Origin of the sequence: Pseudomonas sp. TH10, assembly GCF_016651255.1 — a bacterium.
Taxonomy (GTDB): domain Bacteria; phylum Pseudomonadota; class Gammaproteobacteria; order Pseudomonadales; family Pseudomonadaceae; genus Aquipseudomonas.
On record NZ_JAEKEG010000069.1, the window covers coordinates 1 to 16875 of the forward strand.

At 60.8% G+C, this 16875-nt stretch carries 14 protein-coding genes and 3 pseudogenes; 6 read left to right on the forward strand and 11 right to left on the reverse strand.

Annotation, left to right across the window (positions count from 1 at the left end; all coding sequences use genetic code 11):
- The coding region (locus JFT80_RS10995) for a multidrug efflux RND transporter permease subunit (protein ID WP_201147881.1) at positions 1 to 2717 on the reverse strand (2717 nt) is incomplete at its 3' end.
- Between the two features lie 15 nt (positions 2718 to 2732).
- Positions 2733 to 3890, reverse strand: coding sequence for an efflux RND transporter periplasmic adaptor subunit (locus JFT80_RS11000; protein WP_201147882.1), 1158 nt, complete (start codon positions 3888 to 3890; stop codon positions 2733 to 2735).
- A gap of 291 nt (positions 3891 to 4181) precedes the next feature.
- On the opposite strand from JFT80_RS11000, the gene JFT80_RS11005 reads away from it, so the two are divergent.
- Positions 4182 to 4883, forward strand: a complete 702-nt coding sequence (locus tag JFT80_RS11005) for a response regulator transcription factor (protein ID WP_187678934.1) — start codon at positions 4182 to 4184, stop codon at positions 4881 to 4883.
- Between the two features lie 4 nt (positions 4884 to 4887).
- Positions 4888 to 6189 carry an ATP-binding protein gene (locus JFT80_RS11010; protein ID WP_201147883.1) on the forward strand — a complete coding sequence of 434 codons (1302 nt, stop codon included), beginning with the start codon at positions 4888 to 4890 and terminating at the stop codon, positions 6187 to 6189.
- 67 nt (positions 6190 to 6256) lie between these two features.
- Here JFT80_RS11010 and JFT80_RS11015 read toward each other — a convergent pair whose 3' ends face one another.
- The 5 genes and pseudogenes from JFT80_RS11015 to JFT80_RS11035 all read right to left on the reverse strand — a co-directional run bounded on the left by JFT80_RS11015 (position 6257) and on the right by JFT80_RS11035 (position 9861).
- Positions 6257 to 6790 carry a tetratricopeptide repeat protein gene (locus JFT80_RS11015; protein ID WP_201147884.1) on the reverse strand — a complete coding sequence of 178 codons (534 nt, stop codon included), beginning with the start codon at positions 6788 to 6790 and terminating at the stop codon, positions 6257 to 6259.
- 115 nt (positions 6791 to 6905) lie between these two features.
- A pseudogene (locus JFT80_RS11020) lies at positions 6906 to 7860 on the reverse strand (D-2-hydroxyacid dehydrogenase family protein).
- Between the two features lie 13 nt (positions 7861 to 7873).
- Positions 7874 to 8899 carry an alpha/beta fold hydrolase gene (locus JFT80_RS11025; RefSeq protein ID WP_201147885.1) on the reverse strand — a complete coding sequence of 342 codons (1026 nt, stop codon included), beginning with the start codon at positions 8897 to 8899 and terminating at the stop codon, positions 7874 to 7876.
- A gap of 82 nt (positions 8900 to 8981) precedes the next feature.
- The gene (locus tag JFT80_RS11030) at positions 8982 to 9416 is read right to left on the reverse strand and encodes a YqaA family protein (RefSeq protein ID WP_122840692.1); all 435 of its coding nucleotides are present in this window, start codon (positions 9414 to 9416) and stop codon (positions 8982 to 8984) included.
- A pseudogene (locus JFT80_RS11035) lies at positions 9416 to 9861 on the reverse strand (DUF411 domain-containing protein). Before JFT80_RS11035 ends, JFT80_RS11030 begins: the two are co-directional and overlap by 1 nt.
- Before the next feature lie 251 nt (positions 9862 to 10112).
- Between JFT80_RS11035 and JFT80_RS11040 the strand changes: the two are divergent.
- Complete coding sequence (locus JFT80_RS11040; RefSeq protein WP_045058337.1) at positions 10113 to 10301, forward strand: hypothetical protein; 189 nt, start codon at positions 10113 to 10115, stop codon at positions 10299 to 10301.
- An 18-nt stretch (positions 10302 to 10319) separates the two neighbouring features.
- Here the strand turns inward: JFT80_RS11040 and JFT80_RS11045 are convergent, their stop codons facing one another.
- Positions 10320 to 10691, reverse strand: a complete 372-nt coding sequence (locus JFT80_RS11045; RefSeq protein WP_122840585.1) for a fe2+ zn2+ uptake regulation protein — start codon at positions 10689 to 10691, stop codon at positions 10320 to 10322.
- Positions 10692 to 10934: 243 nt separating this feature from the next.
- Between JFT80_RS11045 and JFT80_RS11050 the strand changes: the two genes are divergently transcribed.
- Entirely contained in the window at positions 10935 to 13283 is a 2349-nt protein-coding gene (locus JFT80_RS11050; protein WP_201147886.1) for an acylase, read from the forward strand.
- Between the two features lie 29 nt (positions 13284 to 13312).
- Here JFT80_RS11050 and JFT80_RS11055 read toward each other — a convergent pair.
- A pseudogene (locus JFT80_RS11055) lies at positions 13313 to 14316 on the reverse strand (FecR domain-containing protein).
- 282 nt (positions 14317 to 14598) lie between these two features.
- Here JFT80_RS11055 and JFT80_RS11060 point away from each other — a divergent pair.
- On the forward strand, positions 14599 to 15648 hold the full coding sequence (locus JFT80_RS11060; protein WP_201147887.1) for an Ldh family oxidoreductase: 1050 nt from the start codon (positions 14599 to 14601) through the stop codon (positions 15646 to 15648).
- Between the two features lie 55 nt (positions 15649 to 15703).
- Here the strand turns inward: JFT80_RS11060 and JFT80_RS11065 are convergent, their stop codons facing one another.
- A complete protein-coding gene (locus tag JFT80_RS11065) occupies positions 15704 to 16021 on the reverse strand; it encodes a YqjD family protein (protein WP_201147888.1) in 318 nt (105 codons plus the stop codon).
- 154 nt (positions 16022 to 16175) lie between these two features.
- Between JFT80_RS11065 and JFT80_RS11070 the strand changes: the two genes are divergently transcribed.
- Positions 16176 to 16430 (forward strand): hypothetical protein, encoded by a 255-nt coding sequence (locus tag JFT80_RS11070; protein ID WP_201147889.1) that lies wholly within the window; start codon positions 16176 to 16178, stop codon positions 16428 to 16430.
- A 75-nt stretch (positions 16431 to 16505) separates the two neighbouring features.
- Here JFT80_RS11070 and JFT80_RS11075 read toward each other — a convergent pair whose 3' ends face one another.
- A complete protein-coding gene (locus JFT80_RS11075; RefSeq protein WP_122840581.1) occupies positions 16506 to 16865 on the reverse strand; it encodes a response regulator in 360 nt (119 codons plus the stop codon).
- Positions 16866 to 16875 lie beyond the last annotated feature (10 nt).

Here is a 16875-nt window from a genome sequence, read left to right on the forward strand (position 1 = left end):
GCGCCCAGCACGCCGAGCGGTACGACCAGGAGCACTGAAGTCGGGATCGACCAGCTCTCGTACAAGGCCGCCAGGCACAGGAACACGATCAGCAAGGACAATCCTAAAAGGATCGGCGCCTGGCTTCCGGACAGCCGTTCCTGCAGCGACAAACCGGTCCATTCCTGGCCCAGACCCGCAGGTCCCAGCGCAACCAGGCGCTCGATCTCGGCCATGGCTTCGCCGGTGCTGTGCCCCGGCTTCGGTTCACCGGAAATGCTGATCGCCGGGTAGCCGTTGTAACGGGTCAGTTGCGCCGGGCCCTGGGTCCATTTGGCCTCGACGAAGGCCGACAGCGGCACCATTTTCCCGGCGTTGTTGCGCACGTGCATTTGCAACAGGTCCGCCACCTGGCTGCGCTGATCGCCTTCGGCCTGGACCACCACCCGTTGCATGCGCCCCTGATTGGGGAAGTCGTTGACGTAGCTGGAGCCGACGGCGGTGGACAGTACATTGCCGATTTCGGCGAACGACACGCCCAAGGCGTTGGCCTGCTTGCGGTCGACGATCAATTGTACCTGCGGTGCCTCGGCCAGGGCGCTTTCGCGCACGTTCATCAGGATCGGGCTTTTGTCTGCTGCCTCCAGCAACTCGGTGCGTGCCTGCATCAGCGTGGCATGACCGAGGCCGCCACGATCCTGCAGGCGGAACTCGAAACCACTGGAAGTGCCCAGGCCGTCCACCGGTGGCGGCAGCACCGAGAACGCCACGGCGTCCTTGATCTGGCTCAGGGCGATGTTGGCCCGGTCGGCAATCGAGCTCGCCGAATCGTCGCTGCCGCGTTCGGACCAGTCTTTCAACGTGGTGAATGCCAGCGCCGCGTTCTGCCCGCTGCCGGAAAAACTGAAGCCGAGGATCACCGTACTGTCGCCCACTCCCGGCTCCTTGGCGTTATGCGCTTCGATCTGCTCGACCACTGCGACTGTACGGTTCTTGCTCGCACCCGGCGGCAGTTGTACGTCGGTGATGGTGTAGCCCTGGTCCTCCACCGGGAGGAACGAGGAGGGCAGGCGTACGAAGCAAATACCCAGGGCGATCAGCAGCACGCCGTAGATCAGCAGATAGCGCCCCGTACGTTTGAGCGCGTAAGCGACCCAGGCTTGATAACGTTCGGTCAGTTGCTCGAAACGTCGATTGAACCAGCCGAAGAAACCGCGCTTTTCATGATGTTCACCCTTGGCGATCGGTTTGAGCAAGGTCGCGCACAGGGCCGGGGTCAAGGTCAGGGCGAGGAACGCCGAGAACAGGATCGAGGTGGCCATCGACAGGGAGAACTGCCGGTAGATCACCCCGACCGAGCCCTGCATGAACGCCATGGGAATGAACACGGCCACCAGCACCAGGGTGATGCCGATGATCGCCCCGGTGATCTGCTGCATCGCCTTGCGCGTCGCTTCCTTGGGCGACAGGCCCTCGGTGACCATGATGCGCTCGACGTTCTCCACCACTACGATGGCGTCATCGACCAGGATGCCAATGGCCAGAACCATGCCGAACATGGTCAGCACGTTGATCGAAAAGCCCAGCGCCAGCATGGTCGCGAAAGTGCCCATCAGCGCCACTGGCACCACCAGCGTAGGGATCAGCGTGTAGCGCACGTTCTGCAGGAACAGGAACATCACCGCAAACACCAGCAACATTGCCTCGCCGAGGGTGTAGACGACCTTGGTGATCGAGACCTTGACGAAGGGCGAGGTGTCGTAAGGGATCTTGTATTCGACGCCTGCCGGGAAATACCGCGCCAGCTCGTCCATCTTGGCCCGCACCAGGGTCGCGGTTTTCAGGGCGTTGGCGCTCGGTGCCAGCTGCACGCTGACGGCGGTCGACGGCTTGCCGTTCAGGCGGGTGCCGAACTGGTATTCCTGACTGCCAACCTCGACCCGTGCGACGTCACCGATGCGCACGGTGGAACCGTCGGGATTGGCCTTGAGCACGATGTCGGCGAATTCTTCCGGGGTCGAGAGCTGGCCTTTGACCAGAATGGTTGCAGTGATTTCCTGGGTGCTGCGGGTCGGCAAGTCGCCGATGCTGCCGGCCGAGACCTGGGCATTCTGTGCAACGATGGCAGCGTTGACGTCAGCTGGGGTCAGGTTGAAACCGATCAGCTTCTGCGGGTCGATCCAGATACGCATGGCCCGCTCGGCACCGTATAACTGCGCCTTGCCGACGCCGTCCAGGCGCTTGATTTCGTTCATCACGTTGCGCGCCAGGTAATCGCTGAGCGCAGTCTCGTCGAGCTTGCCGTCGCTGGAGGTCAGGGTGATCAACAGCAAAAAGCCGGAGGACACTTTTTCCACCTGCAAACCCTGCTGGTTCACCGCCTGGGGCAGTCGAGATTCGACTACTTTAAAGCGGTTCTGCACGTCGACCTGGGCCAGCTCCGGGTTGGTGCCGGGCTGGAAAGTGGCCTTGATCGTCGCGCTGCCCAGGCTGCTCTGGGACTCGAAATACAGCAGATTGTCAGCGCCGTTGAGCTCTTCCTCGATCAGGCTGACCACGCTCTCGTCGATGGTCTGCGCCGATGCACCGGGGTACACGGCATAGATTTCGATCTGCGGCGGCGCGACATCGGGGTATTGCGCCACCGGCAATTGCGGGATGGCGAGCGCACCGGCCAACAGGATGAACAACGCAACGACCCAGGCAAATACCGGGCGGTCGATAAAGAACTGCGGCATAGAAAAGCGTCCTGCTTACTGGCCAGAAACCTGGGCAAGTGGAAGAGGGGTGTCGTCGATCTGCACTTTCTCGCCGGGACGGGCGTGTTGCAGGCCTTCGATGACAATGCGGTCGCCGGGCTTGAGGCCGCCAGTGACGATCCAGCGATCGTTTTGCACCGCGCCCAGTTGCACCGGTTGCTGGGCAATGCGCATTTGCTCATCGACCGTCAGCACCTGCGCAATACCGGCGCTGTCACGCTGTACCGCGCGTTGCGGCACGGTAATGCCATCTTTGATGGTTGCCTGCTCAAGTCGCACGCGCACGAAACTGCCCGGAAGCAGATCGAGGTCCGGGTTGGGGAACTCGCTGCGCAGAATGATCTGCCCGGTGCCCGGATCAACCGTGATATCCGCGAAGAGCAACTTGCCCGGCAGCGGGTAAAGACTGCCGTCGTCCTGAATCAGTGTGGCTTTGACTTGATCCTGGCCAACCTGCTGCAACTGACCGGAGCGGAACGCGCGGCGCAGTTCGTTCAGCTCACGGGTCGACTGGGTGACGTCGGCGTGGATCGGATTGAGCTGCTGAATCAGCGCCAATGGTGTGGTTTCGTTTTGCCCGACCAGCGCGCCTTCGGTGACCAGCGCACGCCCGACACGCCCGGAGATTGGCGCGGTGACCGTGGCGTAACCCAGATTGAGGCGGGCGCGCTCGACCGCGGCCTTGTTGCCGGCGACGTCGGCGGCAGTTTGCCGCACGGCGGCCCGGGCGTTGTCGTAATCCTGGCCGCTGATGGCGTTGCCTTCCACCAGCTGGGCGTAGCGCTGCTCCTGCAAGCGCGCCTGGAACGCGTTGGCCTCGGCCTTGCGCAGCGCAGCCTCGGCGCTATCGAGGTCAGCCTTGAACGGCGCCGGGTCGATACGAAACAGTACGTCCCCCTGCTTGACGTCGCTGCCTTCGCGAAAGGTCCGTTGTAACACCACGCCAGGGACCCTGGCGCGGACCTCGGCCATGCGCGGCGCGGCAATCCGCCCGCTCAGTTCGCTGGTAATCGACAGCGGCCGCGCCTCGATGGTTTCGATGCGCACGGTAGCCAGTGGCGCGGTCTCCTCGGCGATCGACGACTTGTCACAGGCGCTCAGCGTCAGCGCAAGTGCAATCAGACTGAGCCTGGCGAGCAGTTTCTTCGACATGTATTACCCCAATAGTGACCCCCGGCATCCTACGGGGAGGGGGCGAGAGTAGAGGTGAAGCTTTGTAGGCGCTGTGTGAAATTGTGTAAGGGTTTTACTCAGGGACGGGTGAGGGCGTATATCCTTTACGCCTTGAAATTTATTGCGACAGTTGCATCGCCATCGCGGGCAAGCCCGCTCCCACGGGGATCGGTTGTGGACACGAATCATGTGAACACCCGAGAACACTGTGGGAGCGGGCCTGCCCGCGATGAGGCCTTCAATGTTGCCACTGCACTTTCTGGATCACCCATGCCCAACATCCTCCTGGTCGAAGACGACACCGCCCTCGCCGAACTGATTTCCAGCTACCTGGAGCGCAACGGCTATTCCGTCAGCGTCATCGGCCGTGGCGATCACGTACGTGAGCGGGCGCGGGTCAATCCGCCGGATCTGGTGATTCTCGACCTGATGCTGCCGGGCCTCGACGGCTTGCAGGTGTGCCGCTTGCTGCGTGCCGACTCGGCAACGCTGCCGATCCTGATGCTCACCGCCCGCGATGACAGCCACGACCAGGTGCTGGGCCTGGAAATGGGCGCCGACGATTACGTGACCAAGCCGTGCGAGCCCCGAGTACTGCTGGCGCGGGTGCGTACCTTGCTGCGCCGCAGCAGTCTCGGCGAGCCGTTGACGGTCAACGATCGCATCGTCATGGGCAATCTGTGCATTGATCTGTCCGAGCGTACCGTGAGCTGGCGCGATCAACCGGTGGAACTGTCCAGCGGTGAGTACAACCTGCTGGTGGTACTGGCCCGGCATGCCGGCGAAGTGCTGAGCCGAGACCAGATTCTGCAACGTTTGCGCGGCATCGAATTCAACGGCACCGACCGCTCGGTGGACGTCGCGATCTCCAAGCTGCGGCGCAAGTTCGACGACCACGCCGGCGAAGCACGCAAGATCAAGACCGTGTGGGGCAAGGGTTATCTATTCAGCCGCTCCGAGTGGGAATGCTGAGCTGATGTTTCGCATCCTCTTTCGTCTGTACCTGGTGACGATTGTCTCGTACAGCGCGGCGATCTATCTGGTGCCTGATCTGGTGGTCATGGCGTTCCGCGATCGATTCGTCACCTATAACCTGGATTATTCGCGCGGCCTGCAATCGCTGATCACCAAGCAGTTTCATGCTGCGCCGCACGATCAGTGGCCTGGCCTGGCCGAGCAGATGGACAAGGAGTTCGCGCCGCTGCACATCGTGCTGTCACCCATCGACGACGCTGATTTCTCTCCGGCTGAGAGCCAGCGCCTGCAGCGCGGCGAGAAAGTGGTGCGCATCGGTGACTGGGGCTGGCGCACCCTGGCGGTGGCGCCTCTGAACGAGCAAACCGTGGTCAAGATGGTGGTGCCGCCGGATCCGCTGGACGTCAACCTGTTGTACTGGAGCATTAACCTGCTGATTGGCGCGACCATGCTCGCCTGCCTGTTACTGTGGCTGCGCGCGCACTGGCGTGATCTGGAGCGCCTCAAGGGTACCGCCGAACGTTTCGGCAAAGGGCAACTGAGTGAGCGCACGAATATTTCGCCGCGCTCCAATATCGGCAGCCTGGCGAACGTGTTTGACACCATGGCCAGTGACATCGAAAGCCTGCTCAACCAGCAGCGAGACCTGCTCAATGCCGTCTCTCACGAACTGCGCACGCCTCTCACACGCCTGGATTTCGGCCTGGCGCTGGCACTCTCCGATGACTTGCCAGCGGCCACTCGCGAGCGCTTGCAAGGCTTGGTGGCACACATTCGCGAACTGGATGAACTGGTGCTGGAGTTGCTGTCCTACAGCCGCCTGCAAAATCCTGCGCGTCTGCCTGAGCAAGTCGAGGTCTCGCTGGATGAGTTCATCGACAGCGTGCTGGGCAGTGTCGACGAAGAGCTGGAGTCGCCGGACATCGTCATCGACGTGTGGCTGCATGGCCAGCTTGAGCGCTTCAGCCTCGACCCACGCCTCACCGCGCGGGCGCTGCAGAACCTATTGCGCAATGCCATGCGCTACTGCGAGAAACGTATCCAGGTCAGCGTGCAGGTGCTGGCGCACGGCTGCGAAATCTGGGTGGATGACGACGGGATCGGAATCCCTGACGACGAACGTGAGCGAATTTTCGAACCCTTCTACCGGCTTGATCGCAGCCGCGATCGCGCCACCGGAGGCTTTGGGCTGGGCCTGGCCATCAGCCGTCGAGCCCTGGAGGCCCAAAGCGGCACACTTACGGTGGAGGCTTCGCCCCTGGGCGGCGCCCGGTTCAGGTTGTGGTTGCCGAATGCGGCCTGAGATGGACAAACGACCCCGCCAGCGCCCAGGGCCTGGTGCGGATTCAGCCTGCGGCGTCGCTGTCGTTTCAGGTTTTCGATGAGGCGTTGATCGCCTCGGCCAGATCCTTATAAGCCTCGCAGCGGGTGTCGCCGCAGATGGACTTGATCTGCTGCAACTGCTCCTGTGCCAGGTCGACGCGGCCTTTGATCACATAGGCTTCGCCGAGGTATTCGCGCACCTGTGCATACTGCGGATCGAGTTTGACCGACTGCAGGTAATAGCCGATGCCTTCGTCGGTGCGCCCCAGTTTGCGCGTGGCGTACCCGCGATAGTTCAGTGCCTTGGCGGTGTGGGGTTGTTTCAGCGTGTCGAGCAGCGCCAGGGCTTCTTCGTAGCGGCCATCCTTGGCCAGGCGATAGGCGTAAGTGGTGCGGTCGGCGTCAGGCAGCAGGCTGCTGTCTTGCATCAGGCATTTTTGCTGCTTGCTGTCCCAGACCTGGTCTTTGGGACAATTGGGCTTGGCCGGCTCCTCTTCTTCGTCGGCGTTGGCGAAGGCAAGGGAGCTGGATAGCGCAGCGGCCAGCAGCAGGGGGGAGCACCAGGCAAGACGAGTATTCATGAGCCAATCCTCAGGGGTGATACTTATAGAACATCGCCGCGCCGGCAAATGTTCATTTCTTTGCAGCGCTCCCTGTAAGCAAAGCTCAAATGATGGTGTCCTGCCTGACTGCTGATCAGGTCAGCAGGCGGATCGGTGCTCCCGTTGACCAGGCCTGGATGTCTTCAATCATCTGCGAAAAGAACAGCTGATAGTTCTGCCGGCTCACGTAGCCCACATGCGGTGTTGCCAACACAGTGTCGAGTGTTCGGAACGGGTGATGGGCTGGCAAGGGTTCTTGTTCGAACACATCGAGTGCCGCGCCGCCCAATTGCTGTTTTTGCAACGCCTTGATCAGCGCCGCCTCGTCCACGATCGGTCCGCGTGCGGTGTTGACCAGCAGCGCGTGGGGCTTCATCCACCCTAGCGCCTCGGCGTCCACCAGCCCACGGCTGCGCTCGCTGAGTACCAGATGCACCGATAGTACGTCGGCCTGCTCGAACAACTGCCTGCTTGCTGACATAGGTCACGCCAGCCTGTTCGGCCCGCTCAGCCGTGAGGTTTTCACTCCAGGCGATCACCCGCATGCCGAAGACCTGCCCGAACTGTGCGACTTTCTGGCCGATGCTGCCAAGGCCAAGGATGCCCAGCGTCCGCCCATGCAGATCAGCGCCCAGACCTTGCTGCCATTGACCCGCGCGCAAGGCATTGGCCTCGTTCACCAGATTGCGTGTGGCGGCCATGATCAGTGCCCAGGTCAGTTCCGGCGCGGCGTGCTTGTAGCTGTCAGTGCCGCAGACCTGAATGCCGAGCGCTGCCGCCGCTTGCATGTCCAGCGCCGCGTTACGCATGCCACCCGTGACCAGCAGCTTGAGGTTGGGCAATCGCTTGAGCAGGTCTTCATCGAACTGCGTGCGTTCACGCATCACGCAAATCACCTGGAAGGCCTGCAGGCGCTGGGCGAGGGTGGCGTTATCGGCCGGGAAGTCGTGAAGGAAACTCACCTGGCCAATGGCGTCCAGTGCTGTCCAGTCCACCACGTCGCGCGCCACGTCCTGCCAGTCATCGAGCACCGCAATTCGCACAGCCATTGGCCTTACCTCATCAAGGAACGGAGTTGGTCTTGCTCAACCAGGCGAGCAAGGCCTGGTGAAATTTTTCCGGTTCTTCCATTTGCGGTGCATGGCCCATGCCGGGGAACTCCACCAGGGTCGACTGTGGAATCAGTTTGGCCACTTGTTTACCCAGCACTTCGTAATGGCCGATTTTCGCCTTGACCTGCGGCGGTGCGATGTCCTTGCCGATGGCCGTGGTATCGGACGTGCCTATCAGCAACAGCGTGGGCACTTTCAGGTCCTTGAATTCGTAGTACACCGGCTGGGTGAAGATCATGTCGTAGATCAACGCCGAATTCCACGCCACCTGGGTCTTGCCCGGCCCTTTGGCCAGGCCTGCATACATGTCGACCCAACGGTCGTATTCAGGCTTCCAGCGCCCGTCATAGTAGGTGCTGCGCTCGTAGTCGCGGATGCCTTGTGCGGTTACTTTCAGCTCACGCTCATACCATTGGTCCACGGTGCGATAGGGCACGCCGAGGGCTTTCCAGTCTTCAAGGCCAATGGGGTTCACCATGGCCAGTTGGTCGACTTGTTCGGGGTATTGCAGCGCGTAGCGGGTGGCGAGCATGCCGCCGGTGGAATGCCCCAGCAGGGTGGCCTTCTGGATGCCCAGGGCCTTGAGCAGTTGCTGGGTATTGGTCGCCAGTTGCTGGAAGCTGTACTGGTAATGTGCTGGCTTGCTCGAGGTGCAGAAACCGATCTGATCCGGCGCGATCACCCGGTAGCCCGCTTCGCTCAAAGCCTCGATCGAACTGTCCCAGGTTGCTGCGCAAAAATTCTTGCCATGCATCAGCACCACGGTGCGACCGTTGGCCTTGCCGTGCGCCGCGACGTCCATGTAACCCATCTGCAGGGATTTACCCTGGGATTGAAAGGCGAAGTGTTTAAGGGTGTAAGGGTATTCGAAGCCTTGCAGTTCCGGGCCATATTCCGGACCTTCGGCGTAGGCAAGAGCAGGCAGCGCAGCGCTCAACATCAGGCCGGGCAGCCAGCGGGAAAAGGCGAGGGGCATGGGTGAACTCCTTGGTAATCGACCAATCCTGGGACGGCCTCATTAGGGCAACATTAAACAGGCAATACGCGGGGCTGATCGTTCAACCGGCCCAGCCCAGGGTCGCTGCGGCCAGTACACCGTAACGCGCGCCCTTGGCGAAAGTGACAATCAGCAGGAATCGTCCCAATGGCTCACGCATGACGCCAGCCACCAGGGTCAGCGGGTCGCCAATAATCGGCAGCCAACTGAGCAGCAGCGACCAATGGCCATAACGCTGGTAGTGCACCCGGGCTTTTTCCAGGTGTCGGGGGCTCACCGGAAACCAGCGACGATCACGAAAGCGCTCGATACCGCGCCCCAGCCACCAGTTCACCAGTGACCCCAGGACGTTGCCAAGTGTCGCCACCGCCAGCAGTGCCCAGAGCCAGTACTTGCCACTGAGCAGCAAACCCACCAGCAGGGCTTCCGATTGCAACGGCAGCAAGGTGGCGGCGCCGAACGCGGCGAGGAAAAGCCCCAGGTAGGCCCCAACAATCACTTGGCCGGATAGTCCGCCACCACCACGTCAGCGCCAGCCTTGTTCAGGCCGATCACCTGATAGGCGTCGCTCATGCCGTCCATTTCCATTCCGGGCGAACCCATGGGCATGCCGGGGCGGCCACGCCCAGCAAATCGTCGCGCTTGCTCAAGGCCAGCACCTGATCGGCGGGAACGTGGCCTTCGACAAATTTGCCATTGATCAGGCCGGTGTGGCAGGACGCCAGGCGCGGCGGTACGCCATGTTGTTGCTTGAAGCTGCTCATGTCGGCTTCGACGTGGTCTTCGACTTTGAAACCGTTGGCTTCGAGGTGGCTGATCCACTTTTTGCAGCAACCGCAATTGGCATCGCGGTGGACTTCGATGGGGATCAGGTCGGCCGCTTGAGCCAGGGAGGAGATGAACAGGGCGCTCAGGGCGACCAGACGCAAATGGATTCGCATGGGGAGTCTCGTCTCGAATTGCGGCCGGAAACGTGCATTTTGACCTTTTTCGACGGCCAGGCCTTCAAGGAGTGTTTCCAAGTACTACAAAAATGCGCAGGAAGGATCAAGGCGGATCCATCCTGAGGCAAAGCTTGGGGTGCAACTGCACCGCAAACCATCGGTGCCGGCTGGAATCGAGTCCTGTAACATGATGAGCCGCCTGCGCCCCGACAGGCAGGCGGCTATATTTTCACGTTCAGGAATGACCCATGACCCAGTCACAACGTTTGAAGTATTCGATTTTGATCTCGCTGGTAGTGCTGGCGATCATGTTTGGCTTGTCTTATCTGCAGAACACCGGCGTCATCGGCGAAAAAACCTTCCAGTACATCGCCATTGGCGTGGCGGTGCTGGTGGTCGTGATCAACGGCGTCATGCGCCGCAAGGTCAAGCCCTGAACGACGCACACTGGATGATTATTCGCCGTGCAATGCGGCGAATGCCTGGGGATTGAGGCTGTAGCTCTTGTCCGGGTTGAGGCTGATCACCCCTTCGCTGCACAAGCGTTTCAACACTTCGCGCACGCTGAGAAAGGACAGGGGGATATCCAGGTCCAGCAGTTGGCTGTGCACCCCGCGCACGCCCAGCGAACGCTCCTGTTCGGCGGCGCTCAACAGGGCGTCGATGACTTTGAGGCGGATCAGGCTGGTGCGCAGGCCGAAGCTCTTGAGCAGGACCCTGATGCGTTCGTTGCCATGGCGATCGGTACGTTGATCGAAAACGCCGGCACCAATGGATGTTCCCATTGGCGCAATGCTACCGTCCGTTGGCAGTTGCGAGTTGTACATGCAAAAACTCCTTTTCCGAGCTTTGTCCGGTAAATGATGGGTGCTCTCATTTAATAAGACGGATGAGAGGGGCAAATCATGAAGGCTCAAATGTAGAAATTTTGTCGACGCCATGTCGGCAAGGTGTGAGCGGCCTTGCAGACCGTGTTGCAGGCGCTAAATTTTTGCCCGGGATTTTCGTTCTTGGGGAAGGCCAGTCGCGTACGTACAGCCAATGACTGGCATTTTCGATCAGGAGCGAGCGTGATTATTTCCAGGCAGTTGACCCGATTGAGCCTTGCGGGTGTATTGGCAGCGGTGAACGTTGCGGCAAGCGCGCAGCCGACCGAGGCCTTTGCAGATATCCGGCGTACCAGTTTTGGCGTACCGCACATCCGCGCCGACAACGAGCGCGGCCTGGGCTACGGGATCGGTTACGCCTATGCGCAAGATAATCTGTGCTTGCTGGCGAACGAGATTGTCACGGTCAATGGCGAGCGCTCGCGCTACTTCGGTCCGACCCAGTTGACCGTGGAAGAGCGGGAGAACCAGGTCAGCGACGTGTTTTTCACCTGGCTCAACACGCCCCAGGCGGTTGCCGCATTCTGGCAGGCGCAAACGCCCCCGGTGCGCGACCTGATGGAAGGTTATGTGGCGGGTTTCAATCGCTCCCTGAAAGAAAACCGGGCCAAGGGCCTGCCCCCGCAGTGCCAGGGCGAATGGGTGCGCGACATCACCGCGCAGGATCTGGTCAAGCTGACCCGGCGCTTGCTGGTCGAGGGAGGGGTCGGTCAGTTTGCCGAAGCACTGGCGGGTGCCTCGCCGCCCCAGGCAGGCGCTGCACAGGCCGGTCCGCCGGCTTCGTTCCAGGTGGCGTCCACGCGCCAGCAACGCTTTGCCCTGGATCGCGGCAGCAATGCGGTGGCCGTGGGCAGCGAGCGCTCGTTCAATGGCCGTGGCATGTTGTTGGCAAACCCGCACTTTCCGTGGGTGGGCGGTATGCGTTTCTATCAGATGCATCTGACCATTCCCGGCAAACTCGACGTCATGGGCGCCGCCTTGCCTGGCCTGCCAATGATCAATATCGGTTTCAACCAGCATGTCGCCTGGACTCACACCGTCGATTCGTCGAAGCACTTCACGTTGTATCGCTTGCAGCTTGATCCGAAGGATCCGACGCATTACCTGCTTGACGGCAAATCGTTGCCGATGAGCAAGCAGACCGTGATGGTAAAGGCAAAAACTGCGGACGGTCAGGTGCAGCCGATGACACGCGAAGTCTACAGCTCGCGATTCGGCCCCGTGGTGCAATGGCCCGGCAAGCTGGACTGGGATTCGCAGTTCGCCTACAGCCTGCGCGATGCCAATCTGGAAAACGATCGGGTGCTACAGCAGTGGTACTCGATGAACCGCGCAACCAGCCTTGGCCAGTTGCAAGCGTCGGTGCACAAGATCCAGGGTATCCCCTGGGTCAACACCCTGGCCGCCGATGATCAGGGCCAGACGCTCTACATGAACCTTTCGGTCGTGCCCAACGTGAATGCCGCGAAACTGGCGGCGTGCAGCGACCCGCGCGCCGGCCTGCAGATGATCGTGCTCGATGGTTCTCGCAGCGAATGCGCGTGGGACGTCGATCCCCAGGCTGTGCAACCCGGTATTTATGCCGCTGCCGACTTACCGCAACTGCTGCGCAAGGACTTCGTGCAGCACTCCAACGACTCGGCGTGGATGGTCAACCCTGCGCAACCGCTGACTGGATTCTCACCGTTGATCAGCCAGCAGGAGCAGCCGCTGGGGCTGCGTTCGCGCTTCGCGCTGCAGCGCCTGCAGGCCTTGGCAAAGGGGCGTATTGGCGCCGCCGACCTGCAACGCATGGTGCTGGATGATGAGGTCTACCTCGCTGGCCTGGTGATGCCGGATATGCTGCTGCTATGCGCTTCAGGCCAAGGGGCTGATGCGCAGCAACTCGCTGCGGTATGCAATAGCCTCAAAGCCTGGGACCGCAGGGCGAATCTGGACAGTGGTATCGGATTTGTGCACTTCCAGAACATCATGCAGGCGCTGCAGGAGTCGCCTGATGCATGGCGTGTGGGTTTCGATCCACAAGACCCGCAGCACACGCCGCGCGGGCTGCGGGTGGATGAGCCGCAGGTTGCCGAAACGATTCGTGGAGCAATGTTGGCGTCGTTGGAGAAGGCGGCCAAAATGGGCTTGAACGAGCACAGTCGCTGGGGCGACATCCAGGTGGCCAGCAGTGGCGGGCAGCAAACGCCGATCCATGGCGGGCCAGGCACCTTGGGTGTGTACAACGCGATACAGAGCGTGCCCAGGAGTGACGGCCGGCTCGAGGTGGTCAGCGGCACCAGTTACCTGCAGGTGGTGACCTTCGATGAAAAGGGGCCACACGCCCAGGGGCTGCTGGCGTTTTCGCTGTCGAGCGATCCCCAGTCAAAGCATTCGCGGGATCAGACCGAGGCGTTTTCCCGGAAGAAGCTCAGCGTCTTGCCGTTTACCCAACAGCAGATCGAGGCAGATCCGCAGTACCGGGTCGAGCGGATCAGCGAGGGGATGGCCGCTAGGCGCGACCCTGCGAGAGCAAGTCTTTGCACATGAGCCTGTGATAACAACTTTGTGGGCGAGTATCAGATTTTTGGGGCCTGTTGCGGCATGGCGTTGAGCACCGGGTTACCATCCTTGTTGCGGGTCACGTACACCGGCAGCACCTTGGGCAGCGAGGCCACCAAAGAATTGAGCTCCTTGATGTTGTAGATTCCGCCGATCCGCAGCGCACCGGTGTTGTGGTCGGCGACCGCCAGGGGTTTGCTTAGATAGCGGTTGATCAGGGGCAGGGCGTTGCTCAGCGTCAGGTCATCGAGTACCAGCTTGCCGCTGCGCCAGGCCAGCGAATTGTCGTTGTCGTAGGTCTGGCTGATGCGCGCAGTGTAGTCTCCGCGACCATAGCTGGCCTGCATGGCAGGACCCAGGCGCAGGCCATCACCTGGAAGGTCATCGTTACTGCTGACCAGCACCGAACCCTCGATCAGGTTGACCCGTACCTGATCCTCATACATCCAGACATTGAATTGAGTCCCGGTGACCCGAATCCGGCCGTCAGCGGCCTTCACGATGAACGGGTGGCTCGTGTCGTGGCTGACTTTGAAAAAGGCTTCACCCTTGTTCAAGGTAACGCGGCGCTGATCCTTGTAGTTGGTAAACGTCAGGTTACTGCCCAGGTTCAGCTCGACTTCGCTGCCATCACTGAGGGTCACATGGCGCACCGTATCGCCCGCTTCAATGTGCTCGTAGGCATTGGGCAGCCAACCCAGGTTCCAGCCGCTGTAGGCGGCCAGCGGTAGCGCCAGCCCACAGACCGCGGCTGCAATACCGAAGGTTCGCCAAGGGGAGGCAGGCTTGAAGGGAGGACGGCCGCACCTTCGGTGGCCGGACGCGGCAGGTCGCCAGCGACTTCCCAGATCTCCAGCATCGCTTCGTACTCAAATGCGTGCAGCGGATGAGCATCCAGCCACTGCTCAAACGCCAGGCGCTCTTGCGCGGTGCAGTCGATGGCATGCAGACGCATGCACCAATGCGCAGCGGCATCGGTAATGGCGTCATATTCGGCTTCCGAGAGAGTGTCTTGGGTCATTGACTCGTCCTGATTTCGCACATTCTAACCTTGAGGGGAAGTTGCCGAGAACATCCGTCATGGCAATTACCCATCAAACAGCAATGTTTTTCATTTAAACCTGCCGTTCAAAGGGCCGCCTGGTAAATAGTTATCGCCAAATTTCCCGCCGGGTCGGTTACATTGATCCGGTTGAACGCCGCCCGGTCGAAAGATTGACAGGCCGTGCAGCTCACTTTGTTTAATCGGTTTGTTTGTCATTACACGCTGTTGTTCCCTCCAATAATTAATCTGGAGCTTCAGATGTCTGCGCCACACGAACTTGCCACGCCCACGGCTTCGCAAAATCTGTCTTTTGATGAATTGACCCAGTTACTGGAAAAGATCTTCCTGCGCCATGGCACCAGCGCCGAAGTCGCCCGCACCCTGGCCCTCAACTGCGCGGGCGCCGAGCGAGACGGTGCCCACAGCCATGGCGTGTTCCGTATTCCCGGGTATGTATCGACCCTGCAAAGTGGCTGGGTCAACGGCCAGGCCATCCCGCTGGTAGAAGACGTGGCCTCAGGCTTCGTCCGGGTCGATGCCGGCAACGGGTTTGCCCAGCCTGCGCTGGCGGCAGCGCGCGCTTTGCTGGTGGAGAAGGCTCGCAGTGCGGGCATCGCAGTGCTGGCAATCCGCAACTCCCATCACTTCGCCGCGTTGTGGCCCGATGTTGAACCCTTTGCCTACGAAGGGCTGGTGGCTTTGAGCGTGGTCAACAGCATGACCTGCGTGGTGCCGCACGGTGCCGACCGGCCGCTGTTTGGCACTAACCCGATTGCCTTTGCCGCACCACGCGCCGACGGCGATCCCATCGTCTTTGATCTGGCCACCAGCGCGATTGCCCATGGCGACGTACAGATCGCCGCGCGCAAGGGCGAGCGTCTGCCAGCGGGCATGGGCGTCGACAGCCTTGGCCAGCCGACCCAGGACCCAAAGGCCATCCTTGAGGGCGGCGCTTTGCTGCCGTTTGGCGGGCACAAGGGCTCAGCACTGTCGATGATGGTGGAGTTGCTGGCGGCAGCGTTGACAGGTGGGAATTTTTCTTTCGAGTTCGACTGGTCCAACCACCCGGGAGCCAAGACCCCGTGGACCGGACAGTTGCTGATTGTGATCGACCCGAGCAAGGCCGCCGGGCAGAGTTTTGCCGAGCGCAGCCAGGAGCTGGTGCGGCAGATGCATGGTGCAGGGCTTAAACGTTTGCCGGGGGACCGCCGTCATCAACAACGGACCAAGTCAGCGGCTGGAGGTATCGAGCTGGATGCGCAGACCTTGGACAATCTGCGGGCGCTTGCGGGGGCTAGACCTGCCTGAGGCTGAAACGCCGAAGCAGCTGGCAACGCCAGCCGCTTCGGAGGTTGCGGTTGTATCAGCGGCGGCCGAGCAACAACCCCACCACCAGACCAAAACCGGCGGAAATAGCCACGGTCTGCCATGGATGGCCGCCGATGTAGCTCTCGGTGGCCTCGACTGCAGGTTTGGTGCGTTCGCGTACGTTCGACACCGATTCCAGGGCTTGCTCCAACTTCAGGGCTATTTGCCCGCGCAGGGTTTCCGCTTCCTCGCCAACCAGTGAGGCACTGTTCTTCAGCAGTTTGTCGGATTCTTCGATCAATGCCTGAAGCTCGCTGAAGGCTTGATCCTTGATTTGATCCTGGGCGGCTTGCACGGCGGATTTCCGGGCCATTGGGTGACTCCTTGCAGTTGAATGGACAGTGATCAATGGAGTGTGGCGCATCGCGAAAAGTTGCACTGAATTTAGGTCAGAAAGAAAAACCTGCGCGGGAGATTTCTGTCGAGCGTGTAAGATGTCGCCATTTTACGCAGCAGGATAATTCCCCATGAGTTTCAATCTGGCCGACAAATCCCTCGCAGAGCGCGCCGCTCTGGAAGACGAGAAATCCCGTCTGTTCGAACTCTGGCAGAACAATCTGGGCAAAGCCAAAGGTGAAGCTGCGCGGTTGTTCGGCGAGCGCGCCAAGCGCAAAGGCAAATGGGCGGAATGGGTTCGCGCGGAGCTGGATACCATGTCACCGCCTGAGTTCGCCAACATGGTGCGCAGTGAAGTCAACCGCTTGATGGCCGCGAGCAAGTAACCAAGCGGGCTCCCTGGCGTCGCTGATCGCCGCGCACTTGGGCGGCTCTCATTGCCCTTGGGCGGTTGCGGGCTGCTACGACCCCAAGAGTTTTCTGACTTCGGCAATGATCAAGTCGATGTTGAATGGCTTCGCCAATACAGCATCAAACAAATCCGACCTGTGCATTCCGATATGTGCCTGAGCACCGCTCATCAGGATGATCGGCAACCGATCAGCGCAAGGAAGGCCCCGGACGGCTGTGGCGAATTCCAGGCCGTCCATGACCGGCATCATAAAGTCGGTGATGATCAGGGCAGGCTGTTCTCTACCAAGAACCTCGAGCCCTTTTCGACCATTGCTGGCCGTTACCACCATGAACCCCTCATCCTCAAGTGCGATGCTGAGAATGTCGGCGATCAAATACTCGTCGTCGACGACCAGGATGGTGGTCATGTCAATTCAA

Coding starts and splice junctions, on each gene's coding strand:
- JFT80_RS11000 (WP_201147882.1), bottom strand. CDS start 3,890: ATGTCGAAGAAACTGCTCGCCAGGCTCAGTCTGATTGCACTTGCGCTG.
- JFT80_RS11005 (WP_187678934.1), top strand. CDS start 4,182: ATGCCCAACATCCTCCTGGTCGAAGACGACACCGCCCTCGCCGAACTG.
- JFT80_RS11010 (WP_201147883.1), top strand. CDS start 4,888: ATGTTTCGCATCCTCTTTCGTCTGTACCTGGTGACGATTGTCTCGTAC.
- JFT80_RS11015 (WP_201147884.1), bottom strand. CDS start 6,790: ATGAATACTCGTCTTGCCTGGTGCTCCCCCCTGCTGCTGGCCGCTGCG.
- JFT80_RS11025 (WP_201147885.1), bottom strand. CDS start 8,899: ATGCCCCTCGCCTTTTCCCGCTGGCTGCCCGGCCTGATGTTGAGCGCT.
- JFT80_RS11040 (WP_045058337.1), top strand. CDS start 10,113: ATGACCCAGTCACAACGTTTGAAGTATTCGATTTTGATCTCGCTGGTA.
- JFT80_RS11045 (WP_122840585.1), bottom strand. CDS start 10,691: ATGTACAACTCGCAACTGCCAACGGACGGTAGCATTGCGCCAATGGGA.
- JFT80_RS11060 (WP_201147887.1), top strand. CDS start 14,599: ATGTCTGCGCCACACGAACTTGCCACGCCCACGGCTTCGCAAAATCTG.
- JFT80_RS11065 (WP_201147888.1), bottom strand. CDS start 16,021: ATGGCCCGGAAATCCGCCGTGCAAGCCGCCCAGGATCAAATCAAGGAT.
- JFT80_RS11070 (WP_201147889.1), top strand. CDS start 16,176: ATGAGTTTCAATCTGGCCGACAAATCCCTCGCAGAGCGCGCCGCTCTG.
- JFT80_RS11075 (WP_122840581.1), bottom strand. CDS start 16,865: ATGACCACCATCCTGGTCGTCGACGACGAGTATTTGATCGCCGACATT.